Source organism: Sphingobium sp. SA916 (assembly GCF_002894065.1).
Lineage (GTDB): Bacteria > Pseudomonadota > Alphaproteobacteria > Sphingomonadales > Sphingomonadaceae > Sphingobium > Sphingobium fuliginis.
Window position 1 is genome coordinate 22,825 of sequence record NZ_LXYF01000002.1, and the last position, 16,142, is coordinate 38,966.

Here is a 16,142-nt window from a genome sequence, read left to right on the forward strand (position 1 = left end):
CATGTCCAATCTCGTCCAGCACAGTGATGCATCGCCAGTTGGCGGTGCCTATCGCGTCGATATCTCACGGGGCCGCAATATCGGCCGGGTTTCCTCCGAATGGTATTCGCGACCCGATGACGAGAAGTTCCTCTCGTTGACCGACCTTTATGACAGCGTCCGCGCCCGCGCCGATCGCGCCACGACCCGGATCGTCGAAAGCAGGGCGGTTCGGGTCGAGGCGCGGTCCGAAGATGCCGAGCGCCTCAGCCTTTTCGTTCCCGGTGACGATCGCCCTGTTGCGCCCACCAACTGGTCTTTTGGCCAGCTTTCGAGCCTGGTCGGCGCGCCGGCTTCCTATCTCCGCTCACTGCCGGCGGCCCTAGCGGGCATCAATCTCCAGCACGGCCTGCTCGCTCATCGCGGTGAACAGGTGAAGCTGCTCCAGACCGAAGAGGGGCGCACGGAACTTCGGGCCGTTACCGGGCCGGATTACGGCCGTATCTGGGATTATGAATTGGTCTCCGCGGTGATGAAGATCGCGGGTAATGGTGTCGGTGATACGCGTTGGAAAGTTCCAGGCGTACTTGATTGGGGCAGCATGCACTATAACCCCTATGTCGATGTGACCCGCGACACGACGACCCTCTATGCGTCCGATCGCGATGTCTTCCTGTTCCTGGTTGACGACACCCATCCGATTGAGGCGGGCCGTCTTGCCAATGGCGATCCAGATCTCTTTTTCCGGGGATTTTATTGCTGGAATTCGGAGGTCGGCTCCAAAACCCTTGGCATGGCGACGTTTTACCTCCGCGCGGTATGCATGAACAGGAACATTTGGGGCGCGGAGAATTTCGAGGAAATCTCGATCCGGCACTCCAAATTCGCGGCCAATCGCTTCGCCCATGAAACTGCGCCGGCGCTTGAAAATTTCGCGGATTCCTCCCCTCGAAGCTTTATCGATGGCATTCGCACCGCGCGCGAGCGGATCGTGGCGCGCACCGACGAGGATCGCGAAACGTTCCTGCGTAAGCAGGGTTTTTCGAAGGCCGAAACCGGCAAGATCATTTCCACGGTGCTGGCCGAGGAAGGCCATCCGCCCGCCAGTCTCTTCGATTTCGTCCAGGGCATCACCGCCCACGCGCGGACGAAATCCAATCAGGACAATCGCCTCGACCTCGAGGCCAAGGGGCGCAAGCTCCTCGAAAAGGCGCACTGAGCGCCCGACGTAAATCCGCTTTTTCGATCCGCTTCGGCTCCGGCGCCCGCCGGGGCCGCAATTTCTCTTGCGAAAGGATACCGCCATGGGCGCTTCCCCTCAAATCCAGACCTTCATTGTCGAAGTCCAGTTCCTGAGCGGCGACGAGCAATATGGGATGGAGCTCTACACGATCGACGCGCCGAACTGGTATCGTGCCGAACAGCATGCGCTCGAACGCTCGGGCGAGAGCGTCTATGATAACGCGCTGATCCCTGATTTGCGGCGACGCGCTGTTGCCAGGCAGGTCTGAGAAGTATGGATCGATCTCCCGCGATCGGTCCCGCCGTCTACCTCTGTGTCGGACCCTTCAAATCCGGAGCAATTCCCATGTCCCGTTCCTCACGCGGGCTGGCATCCTTATTGTCAGCTTCTCCATCCTCAACCGGAACCCATCCAGAGCTGCGAAGTTCGAACGGCGAATTCCCAGCGCTGCCAGGGGCGGAAATCGGGCGTTACTGCGTCCTTGCCACCACTCATCTCTCTATGGCCACAGCGGCGATGCTCGATAGCTGGACCAATGGCCATGCGCATGAGGCGCCGATCACCGTTGCGCGCAACGCGCGTGGCTGGTTCGTCGCGACGCGGCAGTTCGATCCTGCGCGGGAATTTTCGCTTCCCGAGGATCTTATGGCTGCCATCCGCCTGGCACGCAGCCGGGGCATTGGTCTGCTGCATTTCGACTGCGACGGTCCGGTCCTCCCGGAACTGCCCGTTCATGACTGGTAGGGGAGTGGTCCTGCCGTCAGTGCCTTCAGGCGTGCCTGGAGATAGATCAGGCGGTCGGCGGCAAGTTCGGCCACATTGGCCTGGATCACATAGCCTTGCTGCCGCAGCACATCGCCAAGATCACGGACAATCGTGATCAGGTCCGGGGTGGAAATTCCGCTGTCCAACATGCGGAGTATCTCACGTTCTTCTTCGTCGAGTTCGCGCATAAATCCTCCCCGATCCGTGTCGATCCAGAGGGTGGTTGAAATCCTGGAGCATGGCCGGGTCGGGCACGATCGCCATCGACGCCGAGTCCGGCATGCGCCGAGAATAATATCTGATGCGCCTGACGGCAACGGCGACCTTTGCCGGCGATCGACGATAATCTGATCGATCCGTTCTTTTCAGTCATTCGTGGCGTGCCCCCCTTTCATCGGAGGTCTAACATGGACATTATCGTTACGCGCGTCCGGCTTCCGGGCGCGGCGCTGCTGTTCGAATATCGCGCGTTGGTACCCTGGACGGCACTTGCAGCGGGCCGACAGGCCATGCTTCCCTCGATCCTTGGTCCCCATATTGGGGGCCGGCTTCAATGTGTACGCCTAGCACCGCTGATCGCGCCCGATCGCTATTTTCCCATGCGGGAACCTGAACGGTCCTATCTGGCTCGTCGCGTCGGTCTCGTGGCCCGCCGGGTCGAAACGCTGGTTGTTCGAGCGGTTTTTCCCGAAATGACTGCCGATATGCTGCCGATCCATTATCGCGGCGATCATGGGACAGGCGATGCCTGCCATTGCGTTCCGATTATTGACCTCGCCAATGCATTCGATCGGCTCGAGCCGGCTGTCGATGCGCTGATGGCATGCGATCTCGGACTTTACCAGGGCTGCGCCCAAAACGCGGCCTGAGCTTCACATGAAAGGATCAGCATATGAACCAGAGTGAAGAGTTCAGTCTCGAAACTGCGGCGTGCCTCTGGGAAGCCGTGCTCGCTTTGCGGGACCAGACCAGTGGCGATCAGGCCGCAAAGCTTTTGGCTGCGGCTATTGCGCGCAGTTTCGAGACCGTCGGGACCGCTGCATTGCGCCTGATTGTCGTGGGTTGGACGAGCGCTGTCGAGAAAGCCTGGCAGGAAGTCAGCGCGACCTATCCGCTCTGCTTTGATTGGGATTTTGTGCCGGGCTGGGTGATCGACAATATCGACTGGTCGGATGCTGAAAATCCACATCGAATATCGAAAGAGTCGGACCCAATAGAGCTGCTCACGCCATGCGTGCCACCGGAACCCGCAGGCCCGCAATAGGGAGGAAGGAGGGGGACTGAAGGATGGATCGGAGGAATGGACCTCCATCCCACGGAGCATAACGATATGTCGCTTCCAGCCAGCATTCAGCCGTCCGTCGGTCAGTCGCTGATCACCCGCGTCTCGCGCCTGTTCAACGGCACAATTCATGACGTCCTTCATGAACTGTTACAGAATTCCCGCCGCGCAGGCGCGAGCCGGATCGACATCGATGTGACCGACATCGATGGGGTCCAGAAACTGATCTTCTCCGATGACGGTTCCGGCATCGATGATCCGTCGGCCCTTGTGACATTGGGCTATTCCGGCTGGGACAAGGACATCGCGCGACGCGAGGATCCCGCTGGCATGGGTGTTTTCAGTCTTGCCGGTCACCACGTCATCATCAGATCCTGGTCGCGCGCTGCGGGGCAGGGCTGGGAGGTCGAAATTCCCGAAAACGCCTGGGAGGGCGACATGGCTCTTGCCGTGGAGTGTTCTTCCCGAACTGCCGGCACTCAGCTTGAGATCACGCTCCCTGAACAGTGGATCGAGCGCTTACCGGATTCCGTTCGCGAAGCATCGCGCTATTTCCCGCTCCCTGTCATCTTTAACGGAACTGAGTTGCCCAGAGAAGATTTTCTGGCCGGCGCTATTCGGATCGAAGAATGCCGGGGATGCAGGATCGGGATATTTTCGGCCGCCGGTTATGATCCCAATGACGCACCCCGGTTCAATTTTCATGGTGTCACCGCGCCATGCCTAATGCCGTCCGTGTTGGAGATCGGAACCTTCGACCGTTGGCACGTCAAGATCGACATCGTCGATGCGCCGGACCTGCAACTCGTTTTGCCGGCCCGAAAGGAGATGGTAGAGAATGACGCCCTTGCCACGCTTCGGCTCGAGGCGGAAACCGGCATCTATCGTGTCATTGCGCAGCAGTCCAACCATCGTCTTTCCTTCAAGCGCTGGAAACGTGCTGAGCAATTGGGCGTGACCCTGGCTGAGGCGGCTCCATGGCTCGAAGCGTGGATGCCCATCACTGCTGACAGCCAGGGTCGAGAATGCGGTGGCCCTGTGCGTTCAGCAACGATGATCATCGTGCCCCGGTTCGATGTGGATATAGAGCAAGGCGCAGCCCCGATACTGCAAGATGCCGCGCGAATGGGCGGTGAAGTGGTATGCGCCGAGGAACAATTTGCTGGCTATAGCTGGTATGACCGGCTCCCCCGACTGGACAAGATTACATTCTCGATCGAACGGAATGGCGAGAAGGCGGTCTATGGAGACGATCCCCTCGATGCTGCGTTCGCTTCCGGACCCGTCGATTCAATCCACCTCGACCTTGTTATTGCCGAATCTACTTTGCCGGAAGCACGAAGAAACCATCTCAGCTATCCACTGGAGATGCTCGTCTGCGGCAATGGTGGAACTGAACTGGATGAAGCCATCATCTTATTCGATGCCAAGGCAAAGATAGCGCCGTCCCTGCTTGCCTGGTGGATGAAGAGCTGCATTTTCTGCGCGTCCGACGATGCCAACAGCGATAGTTGGAAAACCCAGAGCCAATTTTTTGAGCGCGACGCACGCGATCTCGCCAATGCGCTTCTGCTTGGCGAGGAAGCCGCACTGATAGAGCAAATTCGCGATGCGGTTGAACGCAAGGTCCAGTGGTTGCATCCGAAGGGGCGAACTCTCGCGCTGACTGCGACGCGCGACAGCCTCTCCGTCACGCTCGACAAGCCCGCCTGAAATCTGTTTCGAAGGGGTACTTATGCGTCTGTCGGCACTTTATGTCGTTTCTACCGCCCACCTGCCCAAGGCCGAGCGGAACGCCATCGATCAACTCATCTTGAATGCCCCCCGCAATGAAGGCGGCCGGGTCGTGGTCGACCACGGCGCGCTGGTGATCGAGCCTCATCTCTACGGCTTTTTCGTTCACACTTGCGTGGTTTTGGGTGAAGTCGAACCGCCGCTTGGTGTGTCACGCGAACTCTGGACGATCCTTGAGGCCGCCTTTCAGGGCGACGCGTCCTGGGTTCTATTTGACCGCGACGAACCGCCATCATCGGCTTGGCCAACCTATGACCACAGCTGACGGGATGTCCGAGTGCTTGGCAGCGAATATCGATGCTCTCATGCCGCGATGGAGATCGAAACCCGGATGATTTCGAAATCGACTTTATGCGCCGATCGCGAAGAAATGGCCCCTCATTCTCCTTTGCGCATGGCCGGCGGCTTATGTCCGCGTTGCGTGGAGCCGTGCAGGAGTTGGTCTTGTAGCTTGTAAGGGGGATGGGCGGCCGCCCGCGTTCCGCGGACGCCGGGCTGACGGGCTTCGCCCCGAGCCCCGCTGCGCGGGTCTCGGCCCTGGCGGGCGGTCATCCCTGCCGCGCTGGGCCAGAGGGTATCGCGGTCGCGAGATTGTCGGGCGTTCAGCACATGCGCGAAAAGGGGGAAGCGGTTGCTTGGTGGCGTACGCCAGAGCCGAGAGGGATGCGTCAGGCCCTACGGTCGGGGACCAGAGAAGAGAGGGATCTGAGATTTTTGTCGCCGGGAATGGGTTTCGAGCGATAGAATGAAAGGTCAAGTCAATGAATATCGGTGAAGTTCATCTCGTCAATGGTCGTCTCGAAGGCCGTCTCGCCACCCGCACGATCGATCTCCCCCGGATCGGCCTGCGCAAGGTCGATAGCATGAACCCCAGGGCGCCCGTCTATGAAGTCATCGCCCTCAACGTCGCGCGGCGGTGGGTGCAGGTGGGCGCGCTGTGGGAGGCAACCGCGAAAAGGTCCGGAGAAGTCTTCCTCGCCGGCAATATCGATGATCCGAGCCTCCCCGAACCGCTGGCGATTGCGCTGTTCCCGATCGAGAATGGAGGCTACTCCATCGCCTGGCGGCGCGACACGCTCCGGTCCGACTTCGGCGGTTCGGGCTTTGGCACCGCCAATTACGACAGCATGGGCGGCGGCGGTTCCGACTATCAACCGGGCGGCGAAGGTGGCTTCGGCGCAAGCACTGCGGAACTGGGCGGCCAGCTAGCCGGCGCCGGTGCCGATTTCGATGACGATTTCCGCAACTGAGGGTTCGATCATCGCAGCAATCGGGCTGGGGAAGCGCTGCTTCTCCAGCCCTTTTTCTTTGCCCATCCCATGAGGAGATATCCCATGACGGACATTCATCCCCGCAGCGTGGACAGCCTCGCTGACCTGAAGAGCCTCTATGCCGCGATCACCGCCAGCTCCGATTTCCAGCGCGCCTTCGGTGATCCCATACCCCTCACCATCGTTGAGCCGGGCGAAGAACCGGGTGATCATGATATGCCCGAGCCGCTCGCGGCGCAGGCTGAGTGCGGGGCGGTGATCGCCACCATCTTCGACCTCCTCGCCGATACGCGGCTTGAACCGCTCGCCGCGGAGATCGCTTGGGGCTTCGTCAACTCCTTCCACTTCGTGGCTAACAAGCTGGAACGGCGTGAGGATGCGCTTGCCGATGAACTGCGCGACATGGCGAACAGGCCCGACCTTTCCGAGGTCTATAATCAGCAACTGGAGGATAAGCAGCTCCTCTGCCAGTCCACCACCGAACAGCGCGAGGCGGTCGAGTGTATGCGCGACTATGCGGCCGAAATGTATCGCGCCCAGTCCGGCTGGCCCTGGTCCCCTTCAAAGGGTAGCAAGACCCGTTCGGCTCGCGCGCTGCAAGCATCGAGCGCAACCCAGGTCGCCGTGCAGGACTATCTGCGCGCTCGCGATCTCGCCGCCCGCGAGCGCTATCTGCCAACGGGACCGATCGTGATCGCCTCGGGCCATGCCGTCTGGCATGACTGGCAACCAATCTGGGAGCGTCTCGACCTCATTCTCGAACGCATACCGCATATGATGCTGGTGACGACCGCCCAACGGAAGGGGTTCGATGCCATCGTCGCGGCATGGGCGGGGGACCGCCAGGTTCCGCTTGTCGCCTACACCTTGCCGGGAGCGGGGCGTAAAGCGCCCTTCGCCCGGAACCGCAAGATGGTCGAATTGCAGCCGGTCGAAGCCGTGCTGGGCGAAGGGTCCGGCATCCAGGCCAATCTCTACCAGGCGCTGCGCAAGGCCAGCGTTCCGATCCATGCCTTCCGCAAGGCGGACCAGGCCCCCGCCGCAGACGTCGGTCGTCCGAAGGCCAGTTGGCGTAGGCGGCGCAGCTGATTGTAGCCCTTATAAGACATCATCGGGGACGGCGCGGGTGCGACCGTCCCCTTTTCCATGGGAGTTGTTCATGGCTATTCCAGATTCTTATCGCCGCAATTTCCAAACGCTGCTGCGCGCAGCTGCCGATGGAAATCTTGCCCTGCTCGAATGCACTGATGCCGCCACGGGTGAACCGCGCTACGTGATCTGCGCAGTCGGGAGGGACCGCGGCGATTATATCATGACCCCCTTCGGTCATCTGAATGATGGCGATCCTTTCGCCGCTTACATCCCGCCCGATGGCGAGGTCGGTGCCCGCCGCAAGGCTTGACGAAGACCCGAGGCAGGCATCGAGCCTGCCCCGCGCCTTTTGAGGTTTCGTCCAGAGGCACCCATTCGAGAATCGGGGGCATCGAGCCCCCGATTCTCGAGCCTCCTCTCTTCTCTCAACATCGGGGTTAAGTTTACACGGGGAACACCGGCGGCCTCAAGGACGACGGGGCCCCACCATTTTTCCTGGCGGGCGGGCGGCGGCACTCCCTGTCAGGCCTGGCGCGCGCCAGAAAAAATCGTGACCCCCATCGCCGCTTCGCGGTCGTGGCTGCGCCACGATCCTTGACCCCGCCGGCGCAAGCCCGTGTCGAGGGAAAGCCTCTTTTGGTTCAGTACAAGGAGGTTCCCATGACCAAGACCAACCGTTCCATCCGCTCCTTCTCCGAGATCGTGGCGCACATCGCCGCCGACGACAACTCGACAAGCGAGAGCTTCCTCGCCGCCTTCGCATCAGATCTGGATGGGGTGCGGATCGGGAAGGGCGAGGATGAAATGCCCTGCGAGATGCCCGACCCGGCACAGGTCCAACTCGCCATCGAACTGATCGTCACGACCCTTTTCGACGTGCTGCGGGACAGCCGGCTGCAAAGCGCAGCGGGGACCATCGCATGGGGGATGGTCTACAGCTTCCACCGCGCAGCCGATCAGTGGGCAGCCCAGGCGGACAAGGCGACGCGCGACATGCAGGACCTGCTCCGCCGCGCCGATGGCAGCGAGATCCACAGCGTCGAACTGGAACGGGTGCACGAACTGCTCGCCTTTCTCGACGAAGCATCCGACGCAATGGCCTGCATGCGCGATCATGCGGCAGACATCTTCCACAATGAGACCGGGAAGCCCTGGTCAGCACCAAAGGCCACGCTGATATCCTCCAAGCGCACCGCGAGCGTCATCAACGGCACCGATTATCTCGCCGCGCGCCGTCAACGCCGGATTGGGCAGCATCACCCCGACGGCCCGTTGGTGGCCTTTTCCGGTGGCAGCCAATGGTCCGATTATACGCCGATCTGGAAAGCCCTCGATCGGATCAAGGCGGTGCGCCCGACGATGGTGTTGTTGACCACGGCGCAGAAATGCGGAGGGGACGCCATCGCCGAAGCCTGGGCCGCCCGGACCGGGACACCGGTGGTGAGGCTGGGCATCGACAAGGGGCGCTGGGGCAATCGGGCGGGGTTCGTGCGCAACGACCAGATCGCCCGGCTGCGACCGGTCGAGGCCGTCATTGCGGAGGGTAGCGGGGTCCAGGCGCAACTTGTACGAGTGATGCGCTCGATAGGCGTCGATCCCATCCTGCTCACCCTTTATGGAGGGCCTGCGCATTGGGTCGACTGAACCCGCCAAGGACAGCGGGACCGGTTCGGGTTTCTCCCGGATCGGTCCCGCTCTTTTCCTTTCCACCACCCTTTCGTCGCCCTCAAGGACCGCCGCGATAGCGCCGGTCCCGTCGGTCGACGAGGCCGCGCCATGCGGCGCGGGCCTCCTGCGCGCGGCTCCGCCGTGCTCGTCGCAGGGACGCCCTACGGGCGCTTGTCGGGTTCGGCGCGATGTGTCGCAGAGAGGCTTTTAAGAGCAGCGATCGAGGCCGTGCCACCCGCCCGGATCGCATGGACAAGGATTTCGCGGCACTCCCGTTCCGACAGTCGCTCGATCTCCATATCGGCAAGCATGGCGGCATATTTGCCGCGCAGGGTGCGGCGGGTGTCCAGGATATCCTGCGCGATCTTCTTCTGTTGCGCCTCAAGGCCCGCAAGGCGTTCCCGGTCAGTCAATTTGGGCATGATCATCTTCCTCATCGGATGGTCTGCCCGCCAACCCTCATTATCGATGGAGAACATCATGATTGCAATCCAGGTCTCGCGCACAGGCGAGGAAAGAGTTGCTGCCCGGCGTGCCGCCGGGAAGAACAAGACCCCCTGCGGGGGAGCCCCGCGCCTTCCGGCACGAGGCAACGCAGCGGGCAAGCGCGCTGCGAAGAAAGGACGCACGACCGCTGGCCGTTTGTAATGCACCCCACGCACGGGTGCTGCGTGGCGTTTGCCCAGCATTTCTGCGGCTTTGCGGGCGTCATACGGGTATTACCGATGCACCGCAGATCGTCATACCGGTATGACCGGGCCATCGCATTTTCTTGATAAGATACTGAAATGATGCGGTATGATCCGTATTATTTTTCCGTATCCTGACATTTTGAACGCGCCGTCCTCGGGGTGTTGAAAAATCCCTTCATTTCAACTATAAAAGCTGTGCTTCACCTCCCCGGTAGGGGCTCCGTATCATCGGAGCTTCTGCATGGTCACAGTTACTTTTCGTCTCGACGACGCCCTCCATCGGCGCCTCCTTCGGCGCGCCAATGGGGCCGATCTCAGTCTTTCCGCATTCATCCGGTCAGTCCTGACCAGGGCCGCCGATCCTGATCGCGCCTATATTTACTCGTCGAAAGACGAGATCCTCGCGGTGGTAATCCAGACGTTCGCGATCCTCGTGACCGCGGTCGGCGAACGAGCGCCGCAGGCCTTGGAAAAGGGGCAAGGCTATGCCCGCCAATTGCTCGATGAGCGGGGCCTTCTGTCTGAGGAGGGACGTTCATGAGCATCTTCCGCAACGACACGCTGGGCAGTTGGACGAGGGGTGGACAGGCCATCGTTCACAATGTCCGCATGACCACCCAGGTCTTCTACCAGACTTGCCTTGCCGGTCTCGTGATCTGGATCGGCGGTATCGTCTGGTATGCGCTCGAAAAATCCTCCGACTATGAGCGTTTCGTGCTGGTGAAGATCGGCCAGGCGACCTTCATGAGAGACGCGGTTCCCGGCAATGTCACGCCGATCCTGTTCAGGACACCAACGGGCCAGCAATATTGGACCACGCCCAAGGCGCTGCTCGACTCCCGGCTGGCCCACAAGACCCTCGCGGCCTTCGAAAGCTACCTCCTGCACGGGGCTGCTCTGTCGGGTGTCTTCGCCCTCGCCATGCTGCTTTGGGCCTGGTTCTATTTCACCCGCACGGGACGCGGCCTTGGCTCCAATCAATTCCTGCGCGGCGCCCGCTTCGGCACCGTCAGACAGTTGAAGCGGGCGCTTCTCTGGCAGAAGAAGGGGCCGCTCACGATCGGGGGAGTCCCGGTGCCGGAGGCTTTCGAGCCCGAGCATATCCTCCTCTGCGGAGCGCCCGGCACCGGCAAGACCAATCTCATCGTCAAGATGCTGGAGGGCATTCGCACATCGGGTCGACGGGCGATCGTCTATGATACCGCAGGCACCTTCGTCGAGAAATTCTACCGCCCCAAATATGATACGCTGCTCAATCCCCTCGACCAGCGGACCGCGCGATGGTCCCCTTGGGTCGATGTCCCGCGCGACTATCATTATGACCAGATCGCTGAGTCCACGATCCCGGATAAGGGGGGTGATCCCTTCTGGGCGAAGGCGGCGAGAGGGACTCTGGTGGCAGTCCTGCGAAAGCTCGCCCGGCAGAAGCATACCTATGTCTCTCTGCTCCTTGACCGGTTGCTCCGGTCCAAGCTCAAGGATCTCGTGGCGTTCGCCGCCGGCACCGATGCTGCCGCTTTTCTCAGCATGGAAGGGGACCGGACCTCGGCCGGCATCCAGGCGGAACTGGCCTCGGTCATGCGCAGCTTTTCCTATCTCGATGACACGGAGGATGGTTTCTCGATCCGCGACTGGGTGGAAAAAGGGGAACCGGGAAGCTGGCTGTTCATCACCGTGAAGGCGGACCAGCTTCCCTCGCTGCGTCCCCTGATCACGGTCTGGCTCGACATCGCCATCAGCGCCATCATGAGTCTCATGCCGGATCGGGACCGGCGCCTCTATTGCGTCATCGATGAACTTCCAACGCTCCAGAAGCTGCCCTCCCTGAGCGACTTCCTCGCGCGGGCGCGCAAATATGGTGGCTGCGGCATATTGGGTTATCAGAGTTACCCGCAGCTTGAGGCCACCTATGGCATTCAGGATGCTGCCGCCATCACCGGCTATTGCTCGACCTGGGTGGCGCTGCGCGCCAATGACACCCCGACCGCCAAGCATGTTTCCGAAAATCTGGGTCAGGTCGAACAGGTCGAAGCCAATGAAGGCATGAGCTATGGCGTCAACGACATGCGGGACGGCGTCAATCTCTCCCGGATACAGGTGACCCGGCCGCTTGTCATGCACACCGAGGTCACGAACCTTCCCAATCTTTCCGGTTTCCTCCGGTTCGGGCGTAACCTTCCGGTCGTCAAGTTCGCGGACCGGTACAATGTCGTCTCCTCGGACGAACCTGCATTTGTCGAACGTGTGGGTCCGCCGGAGCGGCTCAGTAAGGCGGACGAATTGGTCAAACTGGCCAAGGCCGAGGCACGGGTGCGAGAGGCGCTCGAGCGTGAAAGGGGGCAGGGTGATGATCTGCGTCCTCCCGCTAAGGAGGGGCAGGGCTCCAGTGCTTCTGCCACCGGTGCGCCGAGCGTGGATGGGTCGCCTGCGGTCGAGAGTGAGGCGGCGCAGGTCGATGCCATTCTCGGCGCGGAGCAGGGTAAATTGCCGATCCCGCCGCGCGATGCCTGGACCTTGCTGGCTGCGCGCCAGGGCAGCATTCAGTCGAACCTCGTCCAGCATGGCCGCGCCGATGGCCCCCGCGAACAGGCAAGGCCGGCATGATCAATCCCGTCCGCCTATATGGCAAACCCGGCAATGTCGTCCGCTATTATGCGCTCGGCGATTATTACAAGAAGGGTCCCGATGAGCATTCCGAATGGGGAGGGGAAATTGCGCGTGACCTTGGCCTCGAAGGAAAGGTCGATCCCGAGATATTCGAGCAACTGCTCTCCGGCTGGGTTAGGGAGCAGCAGCTTGGAAGGCACCACAAGGATGGGGAGATCGAGCATCATCCCGGTTGGGATTTCGCGGTCAACGCGCCCAAGTCGGTTTCCATCATGGCGCTGGTCGCGGGAGACGAGCGGATACTGGCTGCACATGAAAAGGCGGTCGGGACAGCGTTGGACTATCTGGAAGAACATGCCGCCCTGCGGCGCCGCGTCGCCGGCGAGATTGTCTATGAGACGACCGGCCGGCTGATTTTTGCTCGCTTCACCGAACATGCCAGCCGGGAACTCGACCCCCATCTCCACACCCATGTGGTTGTCATGAACATCACTGGCAGGGAGGGCGAGGCGCACATGGCAAGTCTGGAAACTCGCGCCATGTTTGCGGAGCAAATGACCGCGGGACAGGTGTATCGCAACGACCTAGCCCATGGCCTTCGGGAGCTGGGTTATGAGATCGACCATGATCCTCGCAACGGCCTCTTCGAAATCAGGGGTGTTCCGCAGGATCTGGTGAAGGCATTTTCCAGGCGTGCCGAACAGATCGATGCCCATGCGCGGGAAGAGGGGCTGACCGGGCAGGCCGGACGCCAGGCCTCCTTCTATGCGACCCGCCCTCCCAAGCAGAAGGTCGGTATCGAGGCGCTGCGGGAGCAATGGCAGCACCGATCGGAACGATACCGCGAAGATCTCGATCTATTGAGCGGCAAGGACAGCAGGGAGATCGTTCCGCGCGCGGCCGACGTTGGCCGGGCCGCTCTGTTCGGCATGCGACAGGCGGAAACGCGCGAAGCGGTGAACAATCTGGGACGCATATTCCGTCTTGGCCTCGCTTCCCATGTTGGGGAAGTGCGCTTGTCTGACGTCCGCCCGATGATCGAAGCCCATGAGGCACGGCGCAAGCTTCTGGCAACGCGCGAACAAACGGGCCATCAGATATTGACCCGGGGCCGCACGACGAGAAAAACCGCGCGTCTTGAGTTGGAATTGACGCAGCATCTTGCGCTTGCGTTGAGCGATGCTCGGCCCCTCGCGTCTGCGGACCGGCTGCTGGTCGCGCTCGAAAAGGCTGGTTTGACGCCGGCCCAGGAACAGGCGCTGGTGAATGTCGCGATCTCGCGCGATCGGGTGAATGGCATCCATGGGGTGGCCGGCTCGGGGAAATCAACGCTGGTCAAGACGCTCAAAGAGGCTGCGGAGCCAGGCACCATCCTCATTGCGACCGCCCCGACTTCGTCTGCGACATTGAAGCTTGGGCAGGATGCCGGCATCGAGTCCCGGACCGTTGCCAGTCTGCTTGCCGGGGGCGGTCATGGGATCAGCGATCGCCATGTGCTGGTGCTGGATGAAGCTGGGCAGCTCGGCAATCGGCAAGCTGCCCGTGTGCTGGAGATCAGTCGCAAAACGGGTGCCCGCCTTCTCCTCTTGGGTGACGATCACCAGACCGGCGCCATCGAGCAGGGCAAAGCCTTCTGGTTGCTGCAACGACTGGGTTTGCCGACCGCGGAACTCAAGGAGTCGGTACGGCAGGAAACCAAGTCGATGAGAGCTGCGGTTACGTATGCGCGCGAGGGTGACTATCCCGCTTCGATCGCCGCGCTCGATAAGGTCGTAAGCGGGGAGAGCGTGGACATACTTGCCAAGGACATGGTGAGGGAGTGGACCCGGCTCAAAACGGAGCATCGCGTTGGCACGAACATTCTCGTGCTTGAAAATGCCACTCGTCTGGCTGTGAACGCCCAGATACGGGAAGCGCTCCAGAAGGAGGGGGGCATCGCCATCGAGGAGAGTCGTCTCCAGATTGTGTCGCCGGCGGGGATGACCGACGAAGAGAAGCGGTTCGCGCGCTTTTATTCGCGTGGGCAGGTCGTGAAATTTGGGCGCGACATTGCCGAGGTCGGTATCGCCCGGGACGTGGAATATCGCGTGGTAGGACTTGGCCGCAATGAGAACGGCCGGCAAATCGTTCGGTTAGCCGATGAACAGGGACGGATTATCCGGTGGGACCCCCGATCGACGCGCCCCCGTCAGGTCAATGTCTTCGACCAAGGTGAGCGGGACTTGGCGTCCGGGGATCGCGTTCAATGGCGATTGGCCAACAAGGAGCTCGATCTGAAGAATGCTGAGCGAGGCACGGTCGAACAGCTCGATGGATTGCTGGCAACAATCAGATGGGATCGGGATGATAGAGTCCAGACCGTAGATTTGTCGATACACAAGACTTGGGACCATGGCTACGCCGAAACCGTGTATTCGTCTCAGTCTAAGACCTATGCACGGGCTTATGTTTTGGCTCCCATCGGATCAAGTCTCGTCAATGGTCAGAATTTCTACACGGCGATCACCCGCGCGCGCCTTGGCGTGAAGCTATGGACGGAAGACAGGGATAAGCTGGCCAAGAAATTGGAGCAAAACTCAGGTCAAAAGACATCATCTCTTGAAGGTCTTGGTCGTCTTGATCGAGACAGTCGACGCAGTTTCACGGCGCGTCATGGGGAGAAATTGCGTCGTCAGCGCATGGATCAGGAAATCCAGCGGCAGGAGAGAAGAGAACGTTTGGGTTCGGCAAGCTCCCGATCGCAAGCGGAGGAATTGACGCTGCCCGAAAAGCTTGCAGGCCGGGCACGGTCCGTTGCCGAACAGCTTGATTCCTTTCTGCGCTCGTTGATTGGACGCGACCGGTCCAGGCCGGAACCGACTCAAGATCAGGAACATGGGCATGATCGGTCAAAAGGGTTGGATCGATGAGTGGGCCGAAAGGCCTGGTATTGGCAGGGCTGATCGTCATGAGCCTGACAATCCTGTATGCAGCCCCAGCTAACGCAAAGCAGTTTGCCGGGGATGTCGAGGTGGCGCGGTGCATTCGGCTCGCATCAAATGGAAAGGGCTGGCTGGAAAAGACGCTTTGGGGCCTACGAGATCAGGAAGCGGGATGGGTTGGCGCCAAGATCAGGAACACAGACGGCAGCTACGATTTGGGCCCATTGCAAATCAACAGTTGGTGGGTACCGAAAATCTCGGCCTTGGTTCATCAATCGGAATCTGAGATATGGCATCGGCTTCAACATGACACCTGCTTCAATGTGTACGCTGCCCGCTGGATATTTCTGACCGACTTGCAGGACGCCCGAGATTACTGGGCAGCGATCGGCCACTATCATAGTCGGGTTACATGGAGGAAAACTAGCTATATTCAGAATGTATGGAGGCGGCTTGTTGCACGTTTTGGACTTGATGCTTTCGGAAAAGGAGCAAATATGCCCTGATGCCTATTCCTGCTCAAGCGGATGCAGGCGTAGGTGAGGCACCGTCGTCTTCCCCAATATGTATAACGCCAGTGGACTTGTTCCCACACCCGCAAAGCGGCTGAATTCCGCCATTCCGGCAACATATGGTGCAGCAAATCAGTTGACCGCCGGCTGTTCGGGCGCCGCCGCCACCCAGGTCAGTCTTGGAGCCGTAGAGCGTTGACGTAATGCGATTCCCGTTGCCTTCGACGCCGTAACTGCGACCATTGAGATTTTGATTGTACGGGGGAAACCGGTCGGTTGCTCCCGTTAGCCAATTTTTGACAAAATCGCTCGACGT

17 protein-coding genes are annotated in these 16,142 nt (G+C 60.6%); 15 read left to right on the forward strand and 2 right to left on the reverse strand.

The window, feature by feature from the left end; genetic code table 11:
* The first annotated feature begins 1 nt into the window (after position 1).
* The 3 genes from A8G00_RS01810 to A8G00_RS01820 all read left to right on the forward strand — a co-directional run bounded on the left by A8G00_RS01810 (position 2) and on the right by A8G00_RS01820 (position 1,966).
* Positions 2-1,198 (forward strand): hypothetical protein, encoded by a 1,197-nt coding sequence (locus A8G00_RS01810; protein ID WP_066563187.1) that lies wholly within the window; start codon positions 2-4, stop codon positions 1,196-1,198.
* 85 nt (positions 1,199-1,283) lie between these two features.
* Complete coding sequence (locus tag A8G00_RS01815; RefSeq protein ID WP_066563186.1) at positions 1,284-1,490, forward strand: hypothetical protein; 207 nt, start codon at positions 1,284-1,286, stop codon at positions 1,488-1,490.
* A 233-nt stretch (positions 1,491-1,723) separates the two neighbouring features.
* Positions 1,724-1,966 (forward strand): hypothetical protein, encoded by a 243-nt coding sequence (locus A8G00_RS01820; protein WP_066563183.1) that lies wholly within the window; start codon positions 1,724-1,726, stop codon positions 1,964-1,966.
* Here A8G00_RS01820 and A8G00_RS01825 read toward each other — a convergent pair.
* Entirely contained in the window at positions 1,954-2,175 is a 222-nt protein-coding gene (locus tag A8G00_RS01825; RefSeq protein ID WP_066563178.1) for a hypothetical protein, read from the reverse strand. The genes A8G00_RS01820 and A8G00_RS01825 overlap by 13 nt on opposite strands.
* 138 nt (positions 2,176-2,313) lie before the next feature.
* On the opposite strand from A8G00_RS01825, the gene A8G00_RS01830 reads away from it, so the two are divergent.
* The 8 genes from A8G00_RS01830 (at position 2,314) to A8G00_RS01865 (ending at position 9,070) form a co-directional block, all read left to right on the forward strand.
* Positions 2,314-2,856, forward strand: coding sequence for a hypothetical protein (locus A8G00_RS01830; protein WP_240962264.1), 543 nt, complete (start codon positions 2,314-2,316; stop codon positions 2,854-2,856).
* Positions 2,857-2,879: 23 nt separating this feature from the next.
* Positions 2,880-3,251, forward strand: coding sequence for a hypothetical protein (locus tag A8G00_RS01835; protein ID WP_197672815.1), 372 nt, complete (start codon positions 2,880-2,882; stop codon positions 3,249-3,251).
* Positions 3,252-3,317: 66 nt separating this feature from the next.
* Positions 3,318-4,982: an ATP-binding protein gene (locus tag A8G00_RS01840; protein ID WP_146032542.1), complete on the forward strand. Its 1,665-nt coding sequence runs from the start codon at positions 3,318-3,320 to the stop codon at positions 4,980-4,982.
* A gap of 22 nt (positions 4,983-5,004) precedes the next feature.
* The gene (locus A8G00_RS01845) at positions 5,005-5,328 is read left to right on the forward strand and encodes a hypothetical protein (protein ID WP_066563162.1); all 324 of its coding nucleotides are present in this window, start codon (positions 5,005-5,007) and stop codon (positions 5,326-5,328) included.
* A gap of 496 nt (positions 5,329-5,824) precedes the next feature.
* On the forward strand, positions 5,825-6,313 hold the full coding sequence (locus A8G00_RS01850; RefSeq protein WP_066563159.1) for a DUF736 domain-containing protein: 489 nt from the start codon (positions 5,825-5,827) through the stop codon (positions 6,311-6,313).
* Positions 6,314-6,397: 84 nt separating this feature from the next.
* Positions 6,398-7,423 (forward strand): DUF2493 domain-containing protein, encoded by a 1,026-nt coding sequence (locus A8G00_RS01855; RefSeq protein ID WP_066563157.1) that lies wholly within the window; start codon positions 6,398-6,400, stop codon positions 7,421-7,423.
* Between the two features lie 70 nt (positions 7,424-7,493).
* Positions 7,494-7,736: a DUF6117 family protein gene (locus A8G00_RS01860; protein WP_066563154.1), complete on the forward strand. Its 243-nt coding sequence runs from the start codon at positions 7,494-7,496 to the stop codon at positions 7,734-7,736.
* 350 nt (positions 7,737-8,086) lie between these two features.
* Positions 8,087-9,070: a DUF2493 domain-containing protein gene (locus A8G00_RS01865; protein WP_066563153.1), complete on the forward strand. Its 984-nt coding sequence runs from the start codon at positions 8,087-8,089 to the stop codon at positions 9,068-9,070.
* Between the two features lie 185 nt (positions 9,071-9,255).
* On the opposite strand, the gene A8G00_RS01870 is transcribed toward A8G00_RS01865, so the two are convergent.
* Complete coding sequence (locus A8G00_RS01870; protein ID WP_066563959.1) at positions 9,256-9,516, reverse strand: hypothetical protein; 261 nt, start codon at positions 9,514-9,516, stop codon at positions 9,256-9,258.
* Between the two features lie 511 nt (positions 9,517-10,027).
* Between A8G00_RS01870 and A8G00_RS01875 the strand changes: the two genes are divergently transcribed.
* From A8G00_RS01875 to A8G00_RS01890, 4 genes are read left to right on the forward strand one after another with little or no spacing between them, the layout of a single operon-like run.
* The gene (locus A8G00_RS01875; protein ID WP_066563150.1) at positions 10,028-10,327 is read left to right on the forward strand and encodes a CopG family transcriptional regulator; all 300 of its coding nucleotides are present in this window, start codon (positions 10,028-10,030) and stop codon (positions 10,325-10,327) included.
* Entirely contained in the window at positions 10,324-12,390 is a 2,067-nt protein-coding gene (locus tag A8G00_RS01880; RefSeq protein WP_066563148.1) for a type IV secretion system DNA-binding domain-containing protein, read from the forward strand. The genes A8G00_RS01875 and A8G00_RS01880 overlap by 4 nt, the downstream gene beginning before the upstream one ends.
* The gene (gene mobF / locus A8G00_RS01885) at positions 12,387-15,302 is read left to right on the forward strand and encodes a MobF family relaxase (protein ID WP_066563145.1); all 2,916 of its coding nucleotides are present in this window, start codon (positions 12,387-12,389) and stop codon (positions 15,300-15,302) included. The genes A8G00_RS01880 and mobF overlap by 4 nt, the downstream gene beginning before the upstream one ends.
* Positions 15,299-15,820, forward strand: a complete 522-nt coding sequence (locus A8G00_RS01890) for a lytic transglycosylase domain-containing protein (RefSeq protein WP_082749146.1) — start codon at positions 15,299-15,301, stop codon at positions 15,818-15,820. The genes mobF and A8G00_RS01890 overlap by 4 nt, the downstream gene beginning before the upstream one ends.
* Positions 15,821-16,142 lie beyond the last annotated feature (322 nt).